Origin of the sequence: Methanobacterium formicicum DSM 3637 (genome assembly GCF_000302455.1) — an archaeon.
Taxonomy (GTDB): domain Archaea; phylum Methanobacteriota; class Methanobacteria; order Methanobacteriales; family Methanobacteriaceae; genus Methanobacterium; species Methanobacterium formicicum_A.
In genome coordinates this window covers 141,027-164,250 of the sequence record NZ_AMPO01000001.1, presented here as the reverse complement: position 1 = coordinate 164,250, position 23,224 = coordinate 141,027, and the positions used below count along the sequence as shown (strand labels likewise).

Sequence of the window (23,224 nt, the reverse complement as noted above, 5' to 3'; positions counted from 1 at the left end):
AATGAATTAGTCAATAAACTTGTTTTTTTAAATGAGGTGAATTAAATGAAAGCAAAAAACGGAGATTTCGTTCTTCCGGGTGACGCATTAGGAGTCACTGAGGAGTTTCTTCCGTCAGAATGGACCTATGATGACCATGGTGAAATCAGGTCCCTGGTGGCGGGAACAGTAACCATAGACCAGAAAAACAAAAAAATATCCATAATTCCCAAAACAAAATCCCCTGCAATCTTAAAAAAGGGAGACGTAGTTTTAGGGCAAATACGAGATGTTCGGGGACAAAGAGCATTAGTTGATGTAGAAGGAATCAAGAACAGTAAAAGAAGTCTTCCGATCACGTTTTTAGGAGCTATACATATTTCTCAGGCGAGAAAGGGATATGTAGATAAATTAACTGATGATTTCCATATTGGGGATCTTATACAAGCCCGGGTCACCAAGGTGATGGGAGTGGACAACGCTGATCTAACCACTGCTGAAACTGAACTGGGCGTTTTGAAGGCTATGTGTACTAACTGCCGACATTTCATGAAACAAATAGGCAAAAAAGAAGTTAAATGCCCTAACTGTGGCAGAAAAGAGACCAGAAACATCTCTTCAGATTACGAGGGATAAAATGAAGATTATAACTGATAAGAAAAATGAATTAGAAATAGAAATCACAGGAGAAACCCACACGCTCTGCAATGCTCTGCGAAAGACCCTTATGGAAGATAAGGGTGTGGAAGCTGCTGCATACGTGATTGAACATCCCATTATTGGGGAACCAAAACTCTATTTAAGGGGTAAAAATCCTAAAAAATCCCTTAAAGTTGCAGCTGAAACTCTACAATCTCGATGTGATGAATTTAAAGAGCTTCTTGAATCTGATGGTGATGGAAAAACTAAAGGAAAGAAGAAGGCCAAAAAACCAGCTAAAAAAGCAGCCAAGAAAACCACCAAAAAAGCAGCCAAGAAAAAGTGAAATAGAAGAGTGTCAAACCATCAAGCAGTTCAGAAACATTAAACCAGAGATTAGAATCCTGGGAGTGGATGATGCTCCGTTTGCCCCTCACAGTGGGGAACAGGTCATGCTTGTTGGAACTCTTTTTAGAGCAGGAAATTGGTTGGATGGAGTGCTCCGCACACAGGTAACAGTGGATGGCACTGATGCAACCTGCTCTTTGATTGAGATGGTTAATGGCTCCCGACACCTGGAACAGCTGGGGGTTCTGATGCTAGATGGCATTACATTTGGTGGCTTTAATGTGGTTAACATCCAGAAGATCTTTCAGAAAACTGGAGTGCCGGTTATAGTTATCATGCGCAAGTATCCAGATATGCCACGCATCAAAAGGGCTTTAAAAAATTTTCCGGACTGGGAAGAAAGGTGGAATAATATCCTTAAAGCAGGGGATATTTATAAAGTTGATAATATCAACCAGGAGCCAGTATACATGCAGTTCTGTGGCATCAGTGAAGAAGATGCCCGTGAGATTGTGAAAATTTCCACAACCCGCAGTGCGATACCAGAACCAATCAGGGTAGCACATATCATAGCTGCTGGTATAACCACTGGAGAATCTAAAGGAAATGCTTGAGCTATCAGGTAATATTTGAGTATTCTATCAGATGATTTGGGGGAGGGCATCAAAAACATGCTTTTTCTACATGAAGATGGAATGGACAAGTAACTTCATGGTAATTGGGGGTTCCGGTAAAGTTCTGTCTTGGTATGTCTGCAGGTAATAGCTTCATTAAAAAAGGGACGTGTACATTATTACAAGCTTTAAACATCCTTTATTGACTGTTGATGCAGTAATAACAACTTTTGATGGGAAAATAATATTCATAAGGCGTAAAAACCCTCCTTATAAAGGTGCATGGGCATTTCCCGGCGGATTTGTCGAATATGGGGAAACCGTTGAAGAGGCGGTTGTAAGGGAAGTTAATGAGGAAACAGGGGCAATTATTGAAATTCAAGAGTTATTGGGAGTTTATTCAGATCCAAAAAGAGATCCCCGGGGGCACATGATTACGGTGTGTTTCCTGGCGAATTTGAATGGGGGTGAACTTATGGCAGATACTGATGCTGCTGAAGTCTCCTGTTTTACAGCTGGTGAGGCAATGATGATGAATTTGGCCTTTGATCATCATAAAATCTTAGAGGATGCTTTAAAAAAATATCCCAATTTGGAAAAAAAATAATTAGAATATAATTAGAATAATTGGAATGTTCGGTCAATCTTAGATCACCCCTTAAGAAATCATCATGGCACTGTCAAAGAGTAAAATCATTATAATTAGCAAATTATTATTAACTGGAAATATACTAAGGAAATATACTAATCTACGAATTTAATCAGCATAAAATAGTATATGCAGATACAAACCAATTCAAATATCAAACTAATTCAAAAATATTAAATCGTTCAAATAGTATAATATGTTAAATCTTATTAGGAGGATTTAAATGGAATTTTGCCCTAAATGCGGAACAGTACTGTTCCCTAAAGGTGACCGTTTCGAATGTTCATGCGGTTACCAAAAGAAGATAACCAAGGAATCCCTAAGCGAATATGAGGTTTCTGAGAAAGTAGCCCCTAAAGAGAATGTAATTGTAACAGGTGATGATGTTAAAACTCTACCCACAACCAAGGCAGTATGTCCTAAGTGTGGCAATAGACTGGCATTCTGGTGGTTACAACAGACTAGAAGGGCTGATGAATCTGAAACCAGATTTTTAAGATGCACTAAATGTGGACAAACCTGGAGAGAGTACGATTAAATTTAATTAGATTGGAGATGTTTAAATTGGAAGAAGAACCCAAAAAGGGAAGTCAAAATCAGCCAATCTCTGAAATTGATGAATCTCAAACATCTCAAGTATCCTCTGCACAGGATGGATCGAATAAATCCGCTGAATTTAATGAATCCAAAGAATCTAAAAACGAACCTCTAAATAGTTCAACTGATAAGGTTGAAGATAAATCAAATAATAGGTTTGAAGAGGGTTTAACCGCTAGGATTGAAGATGAATCAATTAGTGAGCCTGATGATGTAACTGATAATGTTGCTGAGGATAAATTAACGGATAAAAAACCCAAAAGGCGTTTCAGAGATTTTTTGACTAATGGGGATATGGATTCATCTAAACCCTCTTCATTCTCACCTAATACTCCGGCTAAAGGTTCTGAAGAAAAATCTCAGGATAATACGGAAAAAGATAATAAAAGTTCATCTGATTCACACGATTTTCATTTAAGTCAGGAACTCATGAAATTTGACTTTTACAGGAAGTTCCAATCCAATAAGGAACAGGTTGTAAAAATCATTGGGGGAATAATTGGAGCACTTTTTATCATCGTGGGAGTATTATATCTATTGGGCTCCCCAGTAAGGGTTGCGGATAATGTAGTATCCGGTGAAAGAGCAGTGATTTCTGCTTTTTTAGTATTGGTGGGGGTGCTGATAATTGCAAGTATTTTTGCCCGCAGAATTTTAGAAGCAAGTTTTCTAAAAAACATACACAGTGAACTGGAAGTAGCTGAAGACCAGGATTCTGGGGAGTTGAAGGATAATAAAGAAAATCAGAAAGTTAATTCTAAGGAAAACTCCAATGATAAGAAAGGAAAACAAAAGGGTAATATAGAGGAGAATGATAAAAAGTAATATATAAGGAGGATGTACATGTTCAAGGCAGTTTTAAGTGATTCCAATATTTTGAAGACAAGTTTTGATGCCATATCATCCATTGTAGATGAAGTGCAGATGCAGGCTGATGAAGAAGGCTTGCGCCTGGATGCTCTTGACCGCAGTCACATTACTTTCGTCCACCTGGAGCTCAAAAAAGGAGTATTCGATGAATACCAGTGTGATGAGCCAATGAAGATCAACGTGGACACCGAAGAATTGATGAAGGTCTTAAAAAGGGCAAAGGCAGAGGACATGGTGGAGCTTACTGTGGATGAAGGTAACCTTATATTATCATTTGAAGGTGAAGCCCGCAGAAAATTCAAGATCCGTCTTATAGACATAGAATACGAGGCTCCAAGTCCTCCACAACTTGAGTATCCCACAGAGTTTGAAGTGCCTTTCAGTCTTCTTAAAGACTCTATTCAGGACATTGGCATAGTTTCTGATAAGATATCTCTTCATGTGAATGAGGAAAAATTCGAAGCCTCGGCAGAGGGAGAGTTTGGGGATGCTAAAATCGAGTACCTGCATGGAGAGAAGATAGAGGAATCTGCTAGATCAATATTTTCCCTAGAAAAAGTTAAAGAGATGTTAAAAGCTGATAAATTCTCAGAATCTGCAGTGTTAAGGCTTGGAAATGACATGCCCTTGAATCTTGCCCTTAAAATGGCTTCTGATGAGGGTGAACTGAGTTTCCTTCTAGCACCCCGGATAGAAAGTGAGGAATAAGTGAGGAATAGGGTTGGATGAATTTTTCCAGAATTTGAGGGAGATCCAAAAAAAGGAAAGGAGTTTAAGTAGTCTATCCCCTGTGGGAGAAGATTTTTATCAACAGATCTCCAGTTATTTCAACCTTTTAATGGAAAGGATAGATAGTAATCCCTTTTCATTTGAATCATATCTTCTTCGTGATGCTCAGAGAATAGTGGTTGAAATTTGTGAGAGAAGAGAGTATAAAATAACCAATAGTGCAGTGATGAACGCTCAGCGTTCGTATCATCTTTTTAAAAACTCTCGAGAAGATGGAAGGCCTAAAATTCCATCAAATTCCACTCCTGAAGAGGAAAAACTATACCTGGAGATTTATAAGTCTTTAACTGCCTACAGGGTGGAGATGAGATCTCCTCTTGTATCTTACTCTCATAAAAAAGATATTAAATCAAGTGCTTTGAATTCACCTAAAAGAACTTCTAAACCTGTTGAAGATGAAGTAAAGGTAAACCCTATTGATGAGGGTATTAATGAGCAGAACATAGGTGGAACTGAAAGTAACATAGGTGGAACTGAAAGTTTTAACCATGCTTCAATTTCTAAAGAAAGGATAAAAAACTCTGTAAGGACAAACCCTGCAGTGGATGAGATTCCTCCTGAAATTCAGGATGAAATATACAGGCAGTTTGGTAGGGAACCATCAAAAGAGGGTTCTAAAAAGTCAGGCACTGGTTCTTCAGGAGAGATTAAACCAGGAACTCCGAAAGACAGGTCGGATACTCCTGATAATTTAAAAAGGGAATTTAATGAAGATACAGTTCAACCAGTAAATACTGATGTATCAAAAGTATCAAAAAATAGTTCTGGTCTTCATAAAATATCCACAGAGATTTTAATGATTTTGGATGAACTGCCTTCTATTATGGGGGTGGATAGTAAGGTTTACGGACCATTCCATCCTGGTGACATCATAACCATGCCTGAACCCAATGCCCGTATACTTATCAAGAACCAAAAAGGTAAGTCCATCCAAAGGTATAAATAAACAGTGAAATATAAATAGCGAGATATAGAGTCAGGCTTTTTATAATAGTCCGAGGACCATTAATCAATTTTACGGGTCAGATGACTTATTTTTACAGCCAACGAGGTGATTATATGAAGATTCCTAAAGAAAGGAAAACTTACTGCCCTAATTGCAAGAAACACACAATTCACACAGTATTAGAATCAAAAAGAAGAAAAGCCAGCGAATTAAAATGGGGTCAACGTCAATTCAGGCGTGTAACCAGTGGTTACCGCGGATACCCTCGACCATTACCTTCAGGTAACAAACCAACTAAAAAACTGGACTTAAGATACAAATGTAAAGAGTGCAACAAATCCCACATAAAACGCTCAACATTCCGTGCTGGAAAAGTAGAGTTCATTCAGCAGTAGGTGAAAAAATGTCAAAAAGTAAAAGTAACTTTTTAAGAGTAAAATGTGGAGACTGTGGCAACCAACAAGTTGTTTTTGATCATGCTGCCTCTAAAGTGGAGTGCATCATCTGTGGTAAATCTCTGGTAAAATCTAAGGGCGGAAGATCTGAAGTTGTAGCCCAAATAATCGAAGTTCTGGACTAGGTGTTTTAATGGTAAGAATGAAGCATAAGTGGCCACAAGAAGGCGATTTAATCGTGGCCACCGTGCATAAGGTCCTTAATTATGGCGCATTTGCCAAACTGGAAGAATACCCTGGAGAAGAAGCTTTCATACACATCTCCGAGGTATCTGCTGGATGGGTTAAGAACATTCGGGACCACGTACGGGAAAATCAGAAGATTGTTGCCCGAGTACTCCGTGTTAACCCTAAAAAGGGCCATGTTGATGTTTCCATGAAACGGATCAGGGAAGATCAAAGAACCCGTAAGATCCAACAGTGGAAAATCGAACAAAAAGCAGAGAAACTCCTGGAATTTGCAGCAAAAAGTATAGACAAGGATCTGGACGCAGCTTACGATGAAGTAGGCTACGCCATGATGGAAGAATTTGGAGATCTCTACGGTGCATTTGAAATATCTGCTGAAGAAGGAGCAGATTCCCTCATAGAAAGAGGAATGGATGAAATATGGGCTAATGCCATAACTAAAGTAGCCCAAAAGAACATCTCTCCACCTGAAGTACAGATCACCGGATACGTTGATTTAACTTCTTACGCCCCTGATGGCGTGAATATAATACGCAACGCCCTTACGTCAATCAATAAGGATAACATAGCCGTACAATGCGTTGGTGCGCCACGTTATCGGTTGCTGGTTAAATCATCGGATTACATCACTGCCGAAACCCTTCTTAAAGCTGCAGCAGATGAAGCCATTGCAACTGTTTTAGAAGCTGGTGGCACAGGTGAGTTCCACCGGGAATTAGAATGAAGATGAAAATGATGCGGTGCAGTTCCTGCAAGGAATACACCCTTAAAGACCACTGCCCGCACTGTGGAGGAAAAATTGAAGTAATATATCCTCCACGCTATTCTCCTGAGGATAAATACGGTAAATACCGAAGAATACTCAAGAAACAACTCAGTGAATCTCCTTAATCCTCATGATCCCACCTTATTGATTAAGGGAAATATCATAATAATCATTTATTAGTCATGTAGGAGTGTTTTAGATGAATGAAACCTTCATAAAAATGATTAAAGCAGTGGATCTCAATGATCCCATATTTATTGAAGCCCTACCCGGTATAGGTCACGTGGGCAAACTGGTTGCAGAGCACATCATACACGAACTAGGGGCCGAAAAATTCGCAGAACTTTACTCACCATCATTCCCCCCACAGGTCTTTGTAGATGAAGATGGACTCATAGAGCCCATGAAAAATGAGTTTTATTACCTAAAAAGCCAGGGAGAAAATGAGAGAGATTTCATTTTCCTAGGAGGAAACACTCAGGGACTCAGTCCAGAAGGTCAATACGAAATCTGTGGACATATATTAGATTTCGTTGAAAAATATGGTGTTAAAGAAATATACACCCTTGGTGGTCTGGGAACAGGCCAACCCGTGGAAAAACCAAAGGTTTTTGGAGCAGCCACCAACAAAGAACTGGCTCAAATGCTCAAAGAACATGAAGTAACCCTAAGATCAGCTGATGGTGGAATAATAGGTGCATCTGGCCTTATTTTGGGCTTAGGAATTTCCAGGGGCATGAATGGTGCCTGTTTAATGGGTGAAACACCAGGATACTTCATTGATGCCGATGCATCCAAAGCAGTGCTCACTGTTCTACTTGAAATACTTAAAATCGAAGTAGATGTGGCGAAACTGGAAGAACGGGCTGAAGAAACCCGCAAGATGATCAGTAAAGCTCAGCAGATGGAACGGGAAATGGCTGAACGGATGAACATCGCACCGGGAGAAGAAGACCTGCGATACATAGGTTAATAATCTTAATTAATTAATTAATTAATTTATTTATTTTTTATTTTATTCTTCTTTTTACATGATTTAAAGTATTTTATTTAAGAAAGGGTGTAAAAACATGATTATAAGGGCTGATCTGCATATTCACGGCCGTTACTCCATGGCCACATCTAAAAACATGACTCCTGAACTATTATCATCTCAGGGAAGTCTTAAAGGATTGCATTTAGTTGCAACTGGTGATGCATTTCATCAGGGCTGGCTTAGTATGATAGAAGAAGCCACTGAAGAAGCTGCTGAAGGGATTTTCAGGATCACCGAAAGCAAGAAAATGCACAATGAATTTCTCCAGGAAGAAATTCCAGAGGGGATTTCCAAAAATCCAGAAACCAAACTAATTCTAACTTCGGAAGTGGAAGATTCCAAAAGAGTTCACCATCTAATCCTCATCCCTTCCTTTGAAGCAGCATACCAGATGAGGAAAAAACTTAAAGGAAACCTGGATTCTGATGGTAGGCCCAGAGTACGCATGAGCGGTGCTGAAATACAGGAATTAGCCATTGAAAATGGATGTATAATGGGACCCTCCCATGCATTCACACCATGGACCAGCATCTACAAAGAATATAATAGTATAATGGACTGTTACAGTGAAACACCCGATTTTGTGGAGCTTGGACTCTCTGCAGACACGGACATGGCAGATCGCATTGAGGAATTACAGGATATACCTTTCCTCACCAACTCTGATGCTCATTCTCCATGGCCCCATCGTTTGGGACGTGAGTTTAATGAAATTAACGTTAAAGATCTGAACTTCCCTTCACTAGCTAGTGCAATTGCTGATAAGAAGATCACTGCAAACTATGGGTTTGACCCGAGACTGGGTAAGTATCATCACACTGCCTGTACCAAATGTTACCAGCAGTTCCATCCTGAAGAAGCCATCAAAATGAACATGAAATGTCCCTGTGGTGGTACCATAAAAAAAGGGGTGGACTATCGTGTGGAAGAACTGGCCACCTGGGATAAACCACACCACCCTCCACACAGGCCCCCTTATATTCATATCATGCCCCTGGCAGAGATCATAAGCCTCACCTACAGTAAAGGGGTTACCACCAAGTTCGTGCAAAGGATATGGCAGGAACTCATTTTAAAATTCGGTGATGAAATCTCGGCACTCATTGATGCTCCCCTGGAAGAGTTAGTGGAAATCGATCCAGAACTGGCCCGTAGAATACAGGCATTCCGGGATAAAACACTGCAAATAAAAGTAGGTGGTGGTGGAAAATACGGGGAATTAATTTTCAACGAAGAAAATTCCACAAAATCCTCTTTGGACTCTTTTTTATAGATTGATTTTTCACAGTCATTTTTCACTCTTCCCTTTTAGTGGAAAATGATGATTTTTGTTCCTTTTCATAAATGCAGAGTTTTGTTCATTCATTTTTTTTAGCAGATGTATTATAGGAAATATTTAAAAATATGAAATACTTTAAAAGCTTGGTAAATGATCACAATAAGTCCATAAAAATTAAGTCATGGTTAGATCAATTAAGTCATGGAAAAAGTTTTTATAATCTGATGATTAATCCAAGTTTAAGATATGTAGTGTTAATTCGATTAACCAAATTTTATTAAAATAATGCTTAACTTAGCTGTTGGCACAACTTAAATGTTGAAAATAAAAAAAGAAATTTGAGGTGTATTATAATGGGTATTGCTATGGACTATTCATGGGTGATTCTTGGAACAATTATTGGTGGTTTCATTTTAGTATCTTTAATGACACAATTTTTAAACAGAAATCCGGCAGAATAAAAGCATTTTTTGTGGACTAATAGTTGTTTGAATATTTTTTTTCAATTAACTTTTTTTTATTCATTGGGTTTGGGGTTAAAACTGTAAAATTGAAATTTCTTTAATTTTTATCAAATTTTATCATAAATTATTGGCGGAAAATTAAGAATTATTTTTGTAATAAAATTATAAATCAGATTGTTAAATTCTTCAAGATCTTTATCTGTCAAAGCCATTACGTTGCCTATATGTTCTTCAGTGATTCCAGTTTTTTTAACGTAATTAAAATCTGCAAACCCACAATTATGTGAAATTATATGTCTATGATCAATGTATTTCTGCATAGAATATTTTTCTTCCCTACTCTCAAATATGTTTAATCCAAAGACATTTTTAAAATATTCACTAGAAATTTGAACGTTTTGAAAATTTATGTTATCTGTTATTTTTTTAATAAAAATTTCATTTGGATCATTTGATTCTATAATTTCGCGAATTTCAATTTTTTTGTTAAAAAATTTAATCCTTTTCGGGTTATATTTTAAACCCCATTTAAACCAATCTTTACAACATTTTTCAAATATTGAGACTCCCGATATGATATAAAGTTCATTAAATGTCTGTTTTTTGAATAATGGAGCACTATCCTCATCAATAACAAGTTCATAAACTCCTTCCTGATCTTCTTCTATATATGCCTTTAAATTATATTTAGATTCTTTCATTTCTACTTTAAAGGCCATACAATGATTAAAAATAAATCCTAATTTTATAAGATGAAGGAATTGGAAAAGACATAATTCTTTGGCGTCTTCTTTTGCATTTTTAATTAGGCTTTCATTATTCATGTGCATTAAATATGTTTAATAACTTTAAAAAAATAAGTATATAAAAAATTATATGAAAATAACGGACCCGCCGGGATTTGAACCCGGGACCCTCAGATTAGGAGTCTGATGCCCTATCCTGGCTAGGCTACGGGCCCATGTTGAATTATTAAGCAATCCAATTTAATTATTTTTTTTATTTCACTATAATTTTATATTTTTACAGTACTTTTACAATATCCTGCCTGTTTTGATATTATATTTAAAAAGGGTACAAGTAACGGACCCGCCGGGATTTGAACCCGGGACCTTCGGATTAGAAGTCCGACGCCCTATCCAACTAGGCTACGGGCCCGTATGAATTTAACTGTATGCAGGTGATTCTCCTTCGCCCTGAACCGCTTGAGCCAGTTCTTTAAGTCTTGACTCGATTTCTTCGGCTTCTTTCAAAAGTGGCTCGGAGTTAACCTCTATGTTCAACATCCTATTTAAAACATCCACTACACTTGCAGCTGCACGGGGATCAGGATACTGATTTAATACCTCGGCAAACAGACATGAGGCAGGAATATCACTGGTCATGGTACGGGTTAACAGGGTTCCAGATAGTCCGTTTATGTTTCCAAATGGAAGTATAGGAAGATCAAGGTCTCCTAACAGTTTTAACCCTTCAAGAGAATTGGCAGCAGCTGCAACTCCGTTGGTTTTCTGCCTGACTGCAATGCTATTCAGGGTGATGAGCTCTTTACTGTTATTTCGCTTCATCCATTCAACTATGACATTGGTCATATCGTAGGTAACATTTGGTGGAACCACGAAGTCTGATAGGAATAGAACCAGGTTATCGGCAGCATAAATTCTGAATGGGTGTATAGCTACTCCTTTGTAGAGAACTGCTAGAGGTGGAAAGTATTTAGACTCAATATGTCCAATTTCCTCCATTTTTAGTTCTTCCACTAGAAGCCATCCCACTATGTTACCAATAAGCCCTAATTCAGGGGATCCTTCAATGACTGTTGCATTTTCAACATCCTTAGATATTATTTTACAGCATTCTACTTCAGTTTCCACCATTTCTACCATCTACGAAACACCCCCAGCTCCGCCTAAGTTTTTACCAGTTTGGGCATCTATGTATATTTCTCCCACTTGGTTACCATTCATTATAATTGGTACTAAATAAGCTTTGGTGCTACCGTAAGTAGTCAGTTTAGGAGTTCCGGCAGTTGCCCCTTCCTGTAGAATGTATTTTGAAGCAATGGATTTAGCTTCTGAAGAGGATATCTTCACGGTAGTATCACTTCCTGATGCAGTTGATTTCTGACTGGAAGATGTTGAAACACTGGATGCAGAACTTTGCTGGTTTCCAGAATCAGTTCCAGTGGTTGAACTTGATTGTTGGCTTGTATCCGCACTGGTTGATGTTACTGGTTGCCATAGTCCTGGAGTCTGGGTGGATATCTGGTAACCCGCGGCAGCCACACCAATTAAAAGGACTATAACCACCGATACCAGAATTTTGGAGTCTATCATCAGCTCACCTCTTTTAGGTTATTTTTACTATGGGTATAATATACTTAAGACCAATTTTTTATTCTCAGTTGAAGAATTTATATTTTCTCTTAATATATTCCTTGATCTTATATTAAGAATATAATCGTATATTAAGATTTTGAAGATTTAATTCTTATGTTTTCGTTATATTGGTTTTTTAATCCCATAATTTCTTCCAATAAAAAGAACCACCCATAAAATATTATATATATTTTTTTCTGATTTTTATAGGAGCTTATAGTTAAGTATATACTGCTATTTAAATTTTTCATTTTGATTTTTAAAGAAAAGCTTATAATATTATTTAAAAGTTAGAGATAATGATGTTCTTATAAAAACTAAGAGGTGATACATTTGAGCGAAAAAATAGTTATATCGCCAACCTCACGACAGGAAGGACACGCAGAGTTGGTCATGGAAGTAGATGATGAAGGAATAGTAACCAAAGGCCGATACTTCAGTATTACTCCTGTTAGAGGTTTAGAAAAGATGGTAACAGGTAAAGCCCCAGAATCCGCACCAGTAATGGTGCAGAGGATCTGTGGTGTATGTCCAATACCTCACACCCTTGCTTCAGTAGAAGCTATGGATGATTCATTAGGTATAGAAATACCAAAAGCAGCTAGACAGCTAAGAGAACTTACTCTTGCTGCTCATCACGTAAACAGCCACGCTATACACCAGTTCCTTATAGCTCCTGATGTTGTACCAGAAAATCTGTTCACTACCGCAGTAGAATCAGTATCTGAAATCAGAAAAACCGCCCAGTCTGTGGTGGAAACTGTAGCTGGGGAAGGAATACACCCATCCGATGTAAGGATCGGTGGAATGGCTGATAACATAAGTGAAGTTGCAAGAAAAAGGCTATATGCCCGATGTAAACAACTCAAACCAAAATTAGATGCTCACGTCGAGTTAATCATTGGTTTAGTTGCAGACAAAGGATTCCCAGAAGGATTAGGTGTAACAAACGCACCAACACTCGCCACTGATATATTATATGGTGACCGGGAAAACTTCGATCTGGACAGATTCACAGAAATAATGCCAGAAAGTTGGTATGATGACCCAGAAGTAGCTAAACGAGCCTGTTCAACCATCCCTCTCTACGATGGAAGGAATGTTGAAGTAGGTCCAAGGGCCAGGGCATCAGTGTACGGAGGATTCACCGAAAGAGGTGTAGTTGCTCAGCACGTAGCCAGAGCACTGGAGATGAAAACCGCACTATCCAAATGTATAGACATTCTGGGTGAACTGGACACATCTGCACCAACAATGGCTGATTTCGATGTAACTGGAACTAACAAACTGGGAGTCGGAGCTATTGAAGGACCACGTGGAATGGATGTTCACATGGCTCAAGTTGCCGATGGAAAAACTCAGTTCTACAGTTGTCTGGTACCAACCACTTGGAACATACCCACTATGGGACCTGCCACCGAAGGATTCCACCATGAATTCGGACCTCACGTTATCCGAGCCTACGACCCATGTCTGTCCTGTGCGACTCACATGATCGTAGTAGACGATGAAGACAGGAGCATTCTCAAAAACGAGATGGTCAGGATATAAGGGAAAAGCATGCCATACAGTGCAGAGATAATAGTGGTCGGATGCGGAAACATCCTTTTTGCCGATGATGGATTCGGCCCTGAAGTAATAAAAGCACTTGGAGACTACTCTAAGGAAAATCCCTTACCAGATAATGTCATGTTAATCGATGCAGGTACCGGTGGCCCGCACTTCGTGTTCAGCCTTCCTCACGAAGAATGGAAGAAGATGATAGTGGTGGATGTGGTACAGTTTAATGCAGAGCCCGGTACAGTTCGTAAATTCAGTGTTGACGAAATACCCGAAGGTTCCTACGAAAACGTGCATTCATGGCCAGTTAACCAACCATTACATGATTTAGCAAATGTTTGCGAAGTTATGGTGATTGGATGCAAGCCAGAACATATCTCTGCCCCCGATGTAGAAATGGGGTTAACCAAAAGTGTGGAAGATGCCATTCCCGAGGCCATTAAACTAATATTAAAAGAAATAGGGGTTAGTTAATGTCAATATTAGCCCGCATCAAATCGTTTTTTGGAATGGAGGCAAAACCTGACAATAAAGCTTCACAAGAGGAGGTTGAAAAAGTGGCTGAAGAAAAAGCTAAACCAAGAATAGGATACATTCACCTGAGTGGATGTACTGGAGATGGAATGTCGTTAACAGAGAACTACGACATCCTAGCACCTTTACTTACTGAAATGGTGGATATAGTTTACGGACAAACCCTGGTAGACCTATGGGAAATGCCTGAAATGGACATAGCCCTGGTTGAAGGATCAGTATGTCTACAAGATGAACACAGTTTACATGAACTCAAGGAAGTACGGGAAAAAGCAGGCTTAGTAGTTGCTTTCGGATCCTGCGCAGCAACCGGCTGTTTCACCCGATACTCCCGAGGAGGACAGCAAGCACAACCAAATCACGAATCATTCGTGCCAATTGCTGATCTGGTAAAAGTTGACCTGGCCATACCTGGCTGCCCACCATCACCCGAAATAATTGCCAAAACTGTAGTAGCAGTCTTAAACGGTGATATGGACTACTTACAGCCCATGATGGATCTGGCTGGTTACACCGAAGCATGTGGTTGCGACCTGCAGCTGAAAGTGGTGAACCAAGCATTATGTATTGGATGTGGAACCTGTGCCATGGCTTGCCAGACCCGAGCTGTGAGCATGACCAACGGAAGACCTGAAATAAACAGTGATCGTTGTATTAAATGTGGAGTCTGCTACGTGCAGTGCCCACGAAGCTGGTGGCCTGCTGAAAGGATCAACCAGGACTTAGGCTTATAGGAGGTGAAAAAATGGTATTAGGAACCTACAAAGAAGTTGTTGCAGCAAGATCAACTGATAAACAGATCCAAAAATTAGCCCAGGATGGAGGAATAGTATCAGGTCTATTCTGCTATGCCCTAGATGAAGGACTCATTGATGGTGCAGTAGTAGCTGGACCATCAGATGTAATGTGGAAACCAGAACCAATGGTAGCCATGTCCTCAGATGAGATACTGGCCGCCGCTGGAACTAAATACACCTTCTCCCCTAACGTATGGATGCTCAAAAAAGCAGTCCGACAGTATGGTCTAGAGAAACTTGGAACCGTAGCCATACCCTGTCAGAGCATGGGAATCCGGAAAATGCAGTCCTACCCATTCGGAGTAAAAAACGTGGCAAGTAAAATTGCCTTAATGTTAGGTATTTTCTGCATGGAAAACTTCCCATACGAGTCCCTCAGGACTTTCATCTCAGAAAAAGCAGGAGTGGACTTCGACCTAGTGGAAAAAATGGACATAGGCAAAGGTAAATTCTGGATTGAAACTGCCGACCAAACCCTGAGCATACCACTCAAAGAAACTCATGGATACGAACAGAATGGATGCAAAGTTTGTCTGGATTACGTAGCAGAACTAGCTGATGTATCAACTGGTTCAGTTGGAACCCCAGACGGCTGGTCCACAGTCTTCGTCAGAACCGATGCTGGTGAAACCATATTCAAACAGGCTGTAGAAGCTGGAGTCATTGAAACCAAACCAATGGATAATGTGAAACCAGGCCTAGGTCTACTTGAAAAACTGGCCACCGACAAGAAAACCAAAGCCATGAAAGTAATCGATGAAAGGAAAGCCATGGGCTTACCTGTACCTTTCAAAGGCAGCGCTGAAAAGGAAGATCCATTAGCTAATGTATAGGGATAATATCCCTATTTTTTCTATTTTTTTTGATTTGAGATTTTAAAAGAATTAATTTATCATTTAAAAGAAACATTTGAAAATCAATAATCCTAAATAATCCTAATTGTTATTTTAAGTTTTTGATTAATGTTATCGTATTCAACTGCTTTGTTAATTAACTTCTTAGTTTAAATTATTATGATCCGACCTTTCACTAAAATAAAAAAAATATTAACTGCTGTTAGCGGGTAATATTCTGTTTTATTGGGTTATCACCCTACAACCATCAGATTCCACTATCACCGTATGTTCAGCCTGGACCACCCTGGCACCACTTTTCTCACGGAGTACATGGTAAGGGTAGATTGCCCTGGAAGAGACCAGTTGTCTCATGGCAGGATTAAGCTGTCTTATGCCCGGTTCATCATTCAACCATCTTTTGGCGAAGGAAAAGGTACCATATTTTGTTTTTATCACTTCAAGTAATTTTCGAGCAGGAACAAGGCGTAATGGCCGGTCACGTAGGAATCTGAAGATGAAAGTATCTTTCATATCTCCCACTACCCCTACACCATCAGTTACAAAGGGTTCAATTGCCAGAACATCACCTTCCTCTATTTTATGTGGGTTATTTTCCTTAACATTAGGTATGGATAATTTAGAGTGCAGTATCCACCGATCCATACTATGACCAGCGAGATTGACTACGGGTAGATACCCCTGCGACTTCACATACTCTTCCACAGCTCCACCAATTTTACCCAGCTCAACACCGGGCCTTATGTTACTGATGGCAACTTCCAGGGCCTGATTAACAGTTTCAATCATCTCCAATTGTTTTTCGGTGGTGTACTTTTTATCTCCGGATTGGTAAGGACCTTCTCCTGAGCCTATCATCACGGTGGTGGCTGAATCTGCTATGTAACCATCAACATGGGCTCCCAGGTCAATTTTTACCAGATCTCCATCTTGCAGGATGGTTTCATCCCCTGGTGGGGAGGTGTAATGGGCAGTAACTTCATTAATGGATATGTTGCAGGGAAAGGCGGGCAAACCTCCTCTTTTCATGATTTCTGATTCAATGAGATTTGTCAGGTCTAGTACTTTCATCCCCTCGTGAACTTCGCTAACTGCCATCTCTCTAACATCTTTTACAATTTTACCTGCTTTTTGGTACATATCTGTCATGACATCACTACGTAATAATAGGTAATTAGTTTACATGATTCCCGTAATTTAATACTCTTTATCAATTAACATTCCTTAATTATTCTGTAACGCTGATATAAATCCTTTTCAGGATTCAAATCAATAAAAACTATCTTATCACATTATTTGCCGCTGAAAGTTAAAATAAATTATTAATTACATTAAATACGGTATATTATCTCTGTGTTTCTTATAAAAGTCAATAAATAGTATAATGTATTCAATTGATTGGTTTAAACGTTTAGTCAACTATTAAACATTCTACTTATATTTTATATTTTTTTGAAGTTTTCAAAAAATTAAGAAATAAAAAATATCTTATCTAGTTAAAACTGTACACCCGTCAGATTCTACTATAACCGTATGTTCGGCCTGGGCTACCCTGGCACCACTTTTTTCACGGAGTACATGGTAAGGGTAGATTGCCCTGGAAGAAATCAGCTGTCTCATGGCAGGGTTAAGCTGCCGTATCCCTGGTTCTTCCTTTAACCATCTCTGGGCGAAGGGAAGGTTAGCATACTTTAATTTTATGATATCAAGCAATTTTTTGGCAGGTGCCAGGCGTAAAGGTCGGTCACGTAGGAATCTGAAGATAAATGTGTCTTTCATATCTCCCACTACTCCTACACCATCAGTTACGAAGGGTTCAATGGCCAGGATATCACCTTCCTCTATTCTGTGATGGTTTTTTTCGTTAACGTTGGGTATGGATAATCCTGAATGCAAGATCCACTGATCCATGCTATGGCCGGTCAGGTTGGAAACTGGTAAAAATCCCTGAGATTTCACATACTCCTCCACTGCCCCACCAATTTTACCCAGCTCAGCACCGGCCCGTATGTTGCTGATGGCAACTTCCAGGGCCTGGTTTGCAGTTTCAATAAGTTCAAGCTGTTTTTCGGGGGTGTAACTTTTATCTCCAGATGTGTAAGGGCCTTTTCCTGAGCCTATCATCACGGTAGTGGCTGAATCTGCTATGTAACCATCAACATGGGCTCCCAGGTCAATTTTTACCAGATCTCCATCTTGCAGGATGGTTTCATCCCCTGGTGGGGAGGTGTAATGGGCAGTAACCTCATTTATTGATATGTTGCAGGGGAAGGCGGGCAAACCTCCTCTTTTAATGATTTCTGATTCAATGAGATTTATTAGACTTAAAACTTTCATTCCTTCATGAACTTCGCTAACTGCAAGTTCCCTAACATCTTTTACAATTTTGCCTGCTTTTTGGTACATATCTATCATGACATCACGCATAGAACTGATTATTAAATTTAATAATTTTAAACTACATTACTACCTATTATAATTCAATGACCATAATCATTTCTTGGGATCCCCTTTTCATAGTTAGTCAGTATAAGTGAGGGGGGACTGTTTCCAAGATGAAACTTAAAATAACAAAGCATTAATTATATAAAACCAATATATTATATGTACTTTTCATATGAGAAGTCAATAAGAGGTTTTAGGTATTCAAGCACTCAGATTAAACGTATGAATTAGAAGGGGGTTAAAACATTCTGATTTAATGTACTTAAGGATGTTCTAATTTAAAAATTGAATCTAGTCATTCAAAGCCTTTTAAAACCATTAAATTTCATTTGTGATTTAATAATCTGTAATAAATATAGACGAGGGGAATACCTATGGCAGATATAAACATTCCACAAAACATTTTTTTGATTATCATTGCAGTGATAGCGCTTGTAGCAGTAATCGTTATTGTAATGCAATGGAGAAAGGTTAGGGAAGCCCAGAGCAATGTAACATTCCTTGAAAAACAGGCAGAAATAAAGAAAATCGAACTGGTTGAACGTGATCTTGAATCCAAACGGTTAATGGAAAATGTGATACCACTCCCTAAAGATCAGCAGGAAAGACTTTCTGAGATCAGGGGTGAAACATCAAAAATGATGCAGAAAGTAGGTTTTCTCCACAGTGAAATCAATGAAAGAGTCACCCGCCTGGAAACCCGAGCGGAGTATGAAAAACTCAAGACACTTTTAGACGACATCGAGAAAAAAGAAGCAGAATTAAATAAAAAGGGTAAAAAAGGGGGTAAGTAACCTATGACTCCTTTAGAAGTATTTGCTATTCTGGTTTTAGCAGGAGCAGTGGTTGTATTATTATATTACTACTTGCAAGATAACCGTAAGGTTAACTTCGGACAGGTGAAAAGTGATGCCACTAATTTGGGGGAAAGGGTCTATGGAGGGGCTAGCAATCTTGGTGAAAAGGTTCAAGGCGGAGCCAATGATTTAGGTGAAAAAGTTTCAGGAGAGGGGTCAATGTCTGGAATGGGTGAAAAAGTTTCTGGTGTTGGAGAAAAGTTAAATGTTTCAGGAGTCAGTGAAAAAGTTTCAGGAATGGGAGAAAAGATCAAGGGAAAGGTAAGTGTTCCCATCAGTACTGATAACTTATCCCACCGTATCGATCTTTTCCTGAATGAGCAGAGTGATCAGTTAATAGAAGACTGGGATCTGGCCACAAAAAAGGATCTTTCCCAGCTGGAAAAACGTTTCAATGTGGTATCCCTTGATATTGAAACCCTGGAAAAACGTTTCAATGAGTACCGTGGATCAACCAACAAGAAACTGGAAAATATTGAGGAACGTCTGGATAGTCTGGAGAATCCTGAGAAAAAAGTAGAAAAATAATGATTCAACCAGAAATAAAGATTCCAAATGTATACTGAGATAATATATTATATTTCTTATTCTTTAGCCCTATTTGGGGCTCTTTTAGTTTTTTATGGCGGAATAAGGGCAGCAATCAAGGTTATCTCCAAGGAACTTTTGAGGAGAACTTATGAATACAATGACATCCGCCTGGACTTCACCAACAAGATAGTGTTAGCTCTGGAATTTTTTATAGCTGCTGATCTAATCAAGAGCATAATGCAACCAACCCTAAGTGATGTTGTTGTTCTGGCGGTGATTGTGGGCATAAGAACAGTGGTAGGTTATTCTTTAAATGCGGAATTAAAGGAACTATCAGATATTAAATGATTAGTTGAATGATTTCATGAATTCTTTACGTATTTATAATAAAAAAATTCAATTAAATGGGATTATGGGGTAAGATTAAAAATAAATCCTGATAATTAAGGGAAACCTTTATATAGTGTGGAGACCCAACACTGGTATACAGCGGGGTGGGGTAGTCTGGTGATCCCGCGGGGCTCATAACCCCGAGAGCCCTAGTTCAAATCTAGGCCCCGCTACTTATTTTTTAATGGCCAGCCGAAGGGCAGCTACCGGTTTCTATAGATATATGTCTGTAGTTTAAACTGAGGAAACTCCACCCATCATACAGAACCGTGATGTCATAAGACATCTGCTGAGAAGCAGGACTCTGGAGCAGAAACGACACGTCTTCTGGTGGATGAACATGATGATTCGTCTGATTGACACCAGAAGGAACGGTGAAACGGCCATTCCACGGGATGCAAGGGTAAACACTGCCTATGAACCCTGTATGAGGCAGAGGTAACTCGCATAGATGAATGCTGCCACCAACAGAAGGTGGGTTACTCTCGGCAGGCCATTATCTTTATTTTATACCGGGATTATCCAATTTTCATGAATTATTTTTTAGTAGAAAAAGAGTTATTTTTTTTTATCAGGATATTTATCCAAAATAGAAGATTGGTTCTTTAATAGAAGATTGGATTCTTTAAAAATAATCCTTGAAAAAAGTTAAAAAATAAAAAAAGATTAACTGGGATTTTTTATTCAATCTTTCTGGAAGAACATCAAAATTCCAGTTATAAGTAGCCATAAACCGATTAGTGCACCTAACCAGAATGGATCTTTTATGATGTATCCAAATATAAGGTATATAATACCTATTATTATGGCCACAACTCCGTTCCAACGACTACCACCAGCTTTAGTAAATACAGCAACAATACCGATGATTATCAGGAATAAACCTGCCATTGCGACTAATAATCCTGCCACAAAGCTGAAAAGACCCGGGTTCAGGATGAATCCAAGACCCAGTACCAGGGCAATAATTCCCAGCACTATCTCCAGAAGCCCAAGCCCACTGTTTTCTGCTCTGTCGGAAAAACCAGCTAGTATAAGGCCTATACCTAAAAATGCCACTCCAAGGCCAGTTAGGATACTAATTGGAACTAGTCCCAGCAGGGGAAAGGCCAAAACGATTAAACCTAAAATTATCAGTACTATTGCTAGGGTATTTTTTTGCATATTTTTCCCTCCTATTTAATTAACTCCCTATTGTTTGATGTATTATATTTCGCATTAGTATTATATTTTTTGATCCATTACTCCCTGACCAATAATTAACTTATAAACAGGCAGATGAAACTGAAATATAAAAATAATTATAAATTCGAATGTTTAATTGAATATAAACTCATATAATAGTTTAGAATATTTATAGTACTTTTAAATTCTTTTAAATAATTTTATTCCATTAAAAGTTCCAGAATCAGTTCAATACCAATAAATATGGTGGTGTAAATCAGTACTTTTCGGAAGGGTAGTTCATATTTTTCCCGCAGCATGGTTATATACAAACTGATGAAGGCAACAGCAGCTGCTAAATAACGAATATCAAATTCTATATGGCCATTTAACATATTTGCCATTCTAAAAAGTGCAAATACAAATAAACCTAGCCCTACTACAGTTATAACGTAATATTCTCTTTCATTGGTCACAGAGTAGTTTAACTTAATCAGTTCATCTGGATTTTCTGGGTTTAAAATAGATTTAAGGTGGTCCGGTTTTATCAGAAAGTCATAACGCCGTCTGCGATTTTTATCAAGTATACTACTGGAGGGTATGAAAATAGTTTTTGATTCATTGGTTTTTTTGGAAAGTTTTATTTCATTTACTTTTCCATTATTGGACATTTTCATTCCTAAAGGGAGCGTTATGTGTAATTCCATTTCTTCAGCTTCAGTAAATTCAACAATACCCATATATCCGCGATTGAATCGTCCAAGTTCAAATTCTGGGTTAACTAGAATGAATTTAACGTCTAATTTGACATGTTTGAGTCCTCGTTCGTCCCGAATCCCGATCCACTGATCCAGATTACCCAAATTGATTATTAACTCGTCATCTTCTTCTAAAAATGGAATAAACCAGTCTCGGTTAACCCCAAATATTTCCATGTCTTCTAAGAGTCCTTTTTCCATTGGAAGTTTAATAAGGGGTTCATCAGTAAGAAGATCCATTACAATTCGCACCCTACGAGCTGGAGACGGAACTATCTGGTCTTCAATATAAACACGATTCTTTTTAGATAAAAACAAGTTAATCCCCCCATTTTTTTAAAATTCCCTGTGGTATAAATGATCAGATATCATTTATTTTATCATTTGTCTGGACAGACTAGTTATTACGGATTGTTCTGGTAAATTTCAGGTTGTTCTAGTAATGGCTCAAAACCATAATATGTATATGTGAATTGTTTTTTAAATAACACACTAAAGTTTTTTACAAATCATGTGATATCCCAGATGATCTTAAAATGTGTTCAGATTCTCACTCATATTCTTATATGGGATATTCTAATGGAAATTTACAGAAAGGTTTAAAAAATGTTCAATAGTATTCTAACAGGTTTGGAAGGATTCATAGTCAGCTACGGTCCCTGGGCGGTGTTTGGTGGATCCATACTGGAACAGGTAGTAACTCCCATCCCATCCAGTTTGGTGGTGTTGGGTGCCAGTTTCTTCATGATGAAGGGTGTTGCCTTGTCGATGGGGGCACTGAAAACCCTGTTTTTTAACATAAGCATTCCTGCTGCACTGGGAGTAACCCTGGGCTCACTTTTATATTATGGAATAAGTTATAAAATTGGAATTCCATTTGTTCAGCGAGCTGGGAAATATCTGGGGGTGACAGTGGATGATCTGGAAGGTGTGGAAAGGAAAGTGAAGGCCAGTAAGTATGAAAATCTGTTCCTATTTGCAGCCAGATGTGTGCCGGTAATCCCCAGCATAGCAATCAGCCTCTTTTGTGGCATGATAAGGTATAATCCACGAAATTACGTTTTAATAACCTTTTTCGGAGCACTGGTACAGGCATCAATTCTGGGGATTATTGGATGGCAGTTTGGGAACTTTTATCTTACTATATCTGAGGGGTTATCATTTATAGACAACATAATCCTTGTAATCATTGTATTAGTTGTTGTTTGTTTTGTTTTTGCAAAAAGACGACAGAATAAAGGAAAAAAGGATTAGTCTAATTAAAATATTAGTCTTTTTTAAAAAATATTAATAAGCCCTTAAATCATCATGTAATCAATTAGGCATCAAATAATCA

General features: G+C 38.5%; 30 protein-coding genes, 3 tRNA genes and 1 other RNA gene. 24 read left to right on the top strand and 10 right to left on the bottom strand.

The genetic code is table 11. The features are described 5' to 3' along the window. Positions 1 to 45 precede the first annotated feature (45 nt). The 3 genes from A994_RS00930 to A994_RS00920 are packed head-to-tail and all read left to right on the top strand — an operon-like array spanning position 46 to position 1,580. The gene (locus tag A994_RS00930; RefSeq protein ID WP_004029371.1) at positions 46 to 615 is read left to right on the top strand and encodes an exosome complex RNA-binding protein Csl4; all 570 of its coding nucleotides are present in this window, start codon (positions 46 to 48) and stop codon (positions 613 to 615) included. 1 nt (position 616) lies between these two features. Further along, positions 617 to 964, top strand: coding sequence for a DNA-directed RNA polymerase subunit L (locus A994_RS00925; RefSeq protein WP_004029370.1), 348 nt, complete (start codon positions 617 to 619; stop codon positions 962 to 964). Next, positions 876 to 1,580 carry an endonuclease dU gene (locus A994_RS00920; protein WP_081580310.1) on the top strand — a complete coding sequence of 235 codons (705 nt, stop codon included), beginning with the start codon at positions 876 to 878 and terminating at the stop codon, positions 1,578 to 1,580. Before A994_RS00925 ends, A994_RS00920 begins: the two co-directional genes overlap by 89 nt. A 49-nt stretch (positions 1,581 to 1,629) precedes the next feature. Here the strand turns inward: A994_RS00920 and A994_RS13335 are convergent, their stop codons facing one another. After that, positions 1,630 to 1,776, bottom strand: coding sequence for a hypothetical protein (locus tag A994_RS13335; RefSeq protein WP_192812690.1), 147 nt, complete (start codon positions 1,774 to 1,776; stop codon positions 1,630 to 1,632). A 6-nt stretch (positions 1,777 to 1,782) separates the two neighbouring features. Between A994_RS13335 and A994_RS00915 the strand changes: the two genes are divergently transcribed. From A994_RS00915 to A994_RS00865, 11 genes are all read left to right on the top strand, one after another. Beyond that, positions 1,783 to 2,187 (top strand): NUDIX domain-containing protein, encoded by a 405-nt coding sequence (locus tag A994_RS00915; RefSeq protein WP_004029368.1) that lies wholly within the window; start codon positions 1,783 to 1,785, stop codon positions 2,185 to 2,187. A gap of 265 nt (positions 2,188 to 2,452) precedes the next feature. Then, on the top strand, positions 2,453 to 2,767 hold the full coding sequence (locus A994_RS00910; protein WP_004029367.1) for a transcription factor S: 315 nt from the start codon (positions 2,453 to 2,455) through the stop codon (positions 2,765 to 2,767). Between the two features lie 26 nt (positions 2,768 to 2,793). Beyond that, entirely contained in the window at positions 2,794 to 3,651 is an 858-nt protein-coding gene (locus A994_RS00905; protein WP_004029366.1) for a CvpA family protein, read from the top strand. Between the two features lie 18 nt (positions 3,652 to 3,669). Continuing rightward, positions 3,670 to 4,404 (top strand): proliferating cell nuclear antigen (pcna), encoded by a 735-nt coding sequence (gene pcn, locus A994_RS00900; RefSeq protein ID WP_004029365.1) that lies wholly within the window; start codon positions 3,670 to 3,672, stop codon positions 4,402 to 4,404. A 13-nt stretch (positions 4,405 to 4,417) separates the two neighbouring features. Then, complete coding sequence (locus tag A994_RS00895) at positions 4,418 to 5,431, top strand: DNA replication complex subunit Gins51 (RefSeq protein ID WP_004029364.1); 1,014 nt, start codon at positions 4,418 to 4,420, stop codon at positions 5,429 to 5,431. Positions 5,432 to 5,544: 113 nt separating this feature from the next. Beyond that, on the top strand, positions 5,545 to 5,826 hold the full coding sequence (locus A994_RS00890) for a 50S ribosomal protein L44e (protein ID WP_004029363.1): 282 nt from the start codon (positions 5,545 to 5,547) through the stop codon (positions 5,824 to 5,826). 8 nt (positions 5,827 to 5,834) lie between these two features. Beyond that, the gene (locus tag A994_RS00885; protein WP_004029362.1) at positions 5,835 to 6,011 is read left to right on the top strand and encodes a 30S ribosomal protein S27e; all 177 of its coding nucleotides are present in this window, start codon (positions 5,835 to 5,837) and stop codon (positions 6,009 to 6,011) included. An 8-nt stretch (positions 6,012 to 6,019) separates the two neighbouring features. Continuing rightward, positions 6,020 to 6,799 (top strand): translation initiation factor IF-2 subunit alpha, encoded by a 780-nt coding sequence (locus A994_RS00880; RefSeq protein ID WP_004029361.1) that lies wholly within the window; start codon positions 6,020 to 6,022, stop codon positions 6,797 to 6,799. Further along, on the top strand, positions 6,796 to 6,966 hold the full coding sequence (locus A994_RS00875) for an RNA-protein complex protein Nop10 (RefSeq protein ID WP_004029360.1): 171 nt from the start codon (positions 6,796 to 6,798) through the stop codon (positions 6,964 to 6,966). Before A994_RS00880 ends, A994_RS00875 begins: the two co-directional genes overlap by 4 nt. 74 nt (positions 6,967 to 7,040) lie before the next feature. Continuing rightward, positions 7,041 to 7,814 carry a proteasome assembly chaperone family protein gene (locus tag A994_RS00870; RefSeq protein WP_004029359.1) on the top strand — a complete coding sequence of 258 codons (774 nt, stop codon included), beginning with the start codon at positions 7,041 to 7,043 and terminating at the stop codon, positions 7,812 to 7,814. A gap of 97 nt (positions 7,815 to 7,911) precedes the next feature. Then, on the top strand, positions 7,912 to 9,150 hold the full coding sequence (locus A994_RS00865; protein ID WP_004029358.1) for a TIGR00375 family protein: 1,239 nt from the start codon (positions 7,912 to 7,914) through the stop codon (positions 9,148 to 9,150). A gap of 577 nt (positions 9,151 to 9,727) precedes the next feature. On the opposite strand, the gene A994_RS00860 is transcribed toward A994_RS00865, so the two are convergent. The 5 genes from A994_RS00860 to A994_RS00840 all read right to left on the bottom strand — a co-directional run bounded on the left by A994_RS00860 (position 9,728) and on the right by A994_RS00840 (position 11,956). Continuing rightward, positions 9,728 to 10,444: a hypothetical protein gene (locus A994_RS00860; RefSeq protein WP_157787241.1), complete on the bottom strand. Its 717-nt coding sequence runs from the start codon at positions 10,442 to 10,444 to the stop codon at positions 9,728 to 9,730. A 62-nt stretch (positions 10,445 to 10,506) separates the two neighbouring features. Further along, positions 10,507 to 10,581 (bottom strand) — tRNA-Arg (locus A994_RS00855). Between the two features lie 123 nt (positions 10,582 to 10,704). Continuing rightward, positions 10,705 to 10,778 (bottom strand) — tRNA-Arg (locus A994_RS00850). Between the two features lie 8 nt (positions 10,779 to 10,786). Continuing rightward, entirely contained in the window at positions 10,787 to 11,506 is a 720-nt protein-coding gene (locus A994_RS00845; protein ID WP_004029356.1) for a proteasome assembly chaperone family protein, read from the bottom strand. Beyond that, positions 11,507 to 11,956: a PepSY domain-containing protein gene (locus tag A994_RS00840; RefSeq protein WP_004029355.1), complete on the bottom strand. Its 450-nt coding sequence runs from the start codon at positions 11,954 to 11,956 to the stop codon at positions 11,507 to 11,509. Between the two features lie 375 nt (positions 11,957 to 12,331). Between A994_RS00840 and frhA the strand changes: the two genes are divergently transcribed. Genes frhA through frhB form a run of 4 tightly spaced genes read left to right on the top strand, consistent with a single transcriptional unit; the run spans position 12,332 to position 15,722 of the window. Then, a complete protein-coding gene (frhA, locus tag A994_RS00835; RefSeq protein ID WP_004029354.1) occupies positions 12,332 to 13,549 on the top strand; it encodes a coenzyme F420 hydrogenase subunit alpha in 1,218 nt (405 codons plus the stop codon). 9 nt (positions 13,550 to 13,558) lie between these two features. Continuing rightward, complete coding sequence (frhD, locus tag A994_RS00830) at positions 13,559 to 14,032, top strand: coenzyme F420-reducing hydrogenase, FrhD protein (protein WP_004029353.1); 474 nt, start codon at positions 13,559 to 13,561, stop codon at positions 14,030 to 14,032. Positions 14,033 to 14,037: 5 nt separating this feature from the next. Further along, on the top strand, positions 14,038 to 14,826 hold the full coding sequence (gene frhG, locus A994_RS00825; protein WP_394295002.1) for a coenzyme F420 hydrogenase subunit gamma: 789 nt from the start codon (positions 14,038 to 14,040) through the stop codon (positions 14,824 to 14,826). A gap of 11 nt (positions 14,827 to 14,837) precedes the next feature. Then, positions 14,838 to 15,722, top strand: a complete 885-nt coding sequence (gene frhB, locus A994_RS00820; protein WP_004029351.1) for a coenzyme F420 hydrogenase subunit beta — start codon at positions 14,838 to 14,840, stop codon at positions 15,720 to 15,722. Positions 15,723 to 15,965: 243 nt separating this feature from the next. Here frhB and map (A994_RS00815) read toward each other — a convergent pair whose 3' ends face one another. Continuing rightward, a complete protein-coding gene (gene map / locus A994_RS00815; protein WP_004029350.1) occupies positions 15,966 to 16,892 on the bottom strand; it encodes a type II methionyl aminopeptidase in 927 nt (308 codons plus the stop codon). A 339-nt stretch (positions 16,893 to 17,231) separates the two neighbouring features. Further along, positions 17,232 to 18,158 (bottom strand): type II methionyl aminopeptidase, encoded by a 927-nt coding sequence (gene map, locus A994_RS00810; protein ID WP_048203985.1) that lies wholly within the window; start codon positions 18,156 to 18,158, stop codon positions 17,232 to 17,234. A 404-nt stretch (positions 18,159 to 18,562) separates the two neighbouring features. Here map (A994_RS00810) and A994_RS00805 point away from each other — a divergent pair, with 404 nt between their 5' ends. The 5 genes from A994_RS00805 to rnpB all read left to right on the top strand — a co-directional run bounded on the left by A994_RS00805 (position 18,563) and on the right by rnpB (position 20,460). After that, positions 18,563 to 18,982 (top strand): hypothetical protein, encoded by a 420-nt coding sequence (locus A994_RS00805; RefSeq protein WP_004029348.1) that lies wholly within the window; start codon positions 18,563 to 18,565, stop codon positions 18,980 to 18,982. A 3-nt stretch (positions 18,983 to 18,985) separates the two neighbouring features. After that, on the top strand, positions 18,986 to 19,573 hold the full coding sequence (locus tag A994_RS00800) for a hypothetical protein (protein ID WP_004029347.1): 588 nt from the start codon (positions 18,986 to 18,988) through the stop codon (positions 19,571 to 19,573). 27 nt (positions 19,574 to 19,600) lie between these two features. Beyond that, complete coding sequence (locus A994_RS00795; RefSeq protein ID WP_004029346.1) at positions 19,601 to 19,924, top strand: DUF1622 domain-containing protein; 324 nt, start codon at positions 19,601 to 19,603, stop codon at positions 19,922 to 19,924. A 140-nt stretch (positions 19,925 to 20,064) separates the two neighbouring features. After that, a tRNA-Met gene (locus A994_RS00790) sits at positions 20,065 to 20,139 on the top strand. A gap of 14 nt (positions 20,140 to 20,153) precedes the next feature. After that, positions 20,154 to 20,460, top strand: an RNA gene (rnpB, locus tag A994_RS12805) — RNase P RNA component. 190 nt (positions 20,461 to 20,650) lie between these two features. Here rnpB and A994_RS00785 read toward each other — a convergent pair. Together A994_RS00785 and A994_RS00780 are read right to left on the bottom strand one after the other, a co-directional pair. Further along, positions 20,651 to 21,130 carry a DUF308 domain-containing protein gene (locus A994_RS00785; RefSeq protein ID WP_004029345.1) on the bottom strand — a complete coding sequence of 160 codons (480 nt, stop codon included), beginning with the start codon at positions 21,128 to 21,130 and terminating at the stop codon, positions 20,651 to 20,653. A 221-nt stretch (positions 21,131 to 21,351) separates the two neighbouring features. Continuing rightward, entirely contained in the window at positions 21,352 to 22,206 is an 855-nt protein-coding gene (locus A994_RS00780) for a hypothetical protein (protein WP_004029344.1), read from the bottom strand. A gap of 288 nt (positions 22,207 to 22,494) precedes the next feature. On the opposite strand from A994_RS00780, the gene A994_RS00775 reads away from it, so the two are divergent. After that, positions 22,495 to 23,142, top strand: a complete 648-nt coding sequence (locus A994_RS00775) for a DedA family protein (RefSeq protein WP_004029343.1) — start codon at positions 22,495 to 22,497, stop codon at positions 23,140 to 23,142. The last annotated feature ends 82 nt before the right edge of the window (positions 23,143 to 23,224 follow it).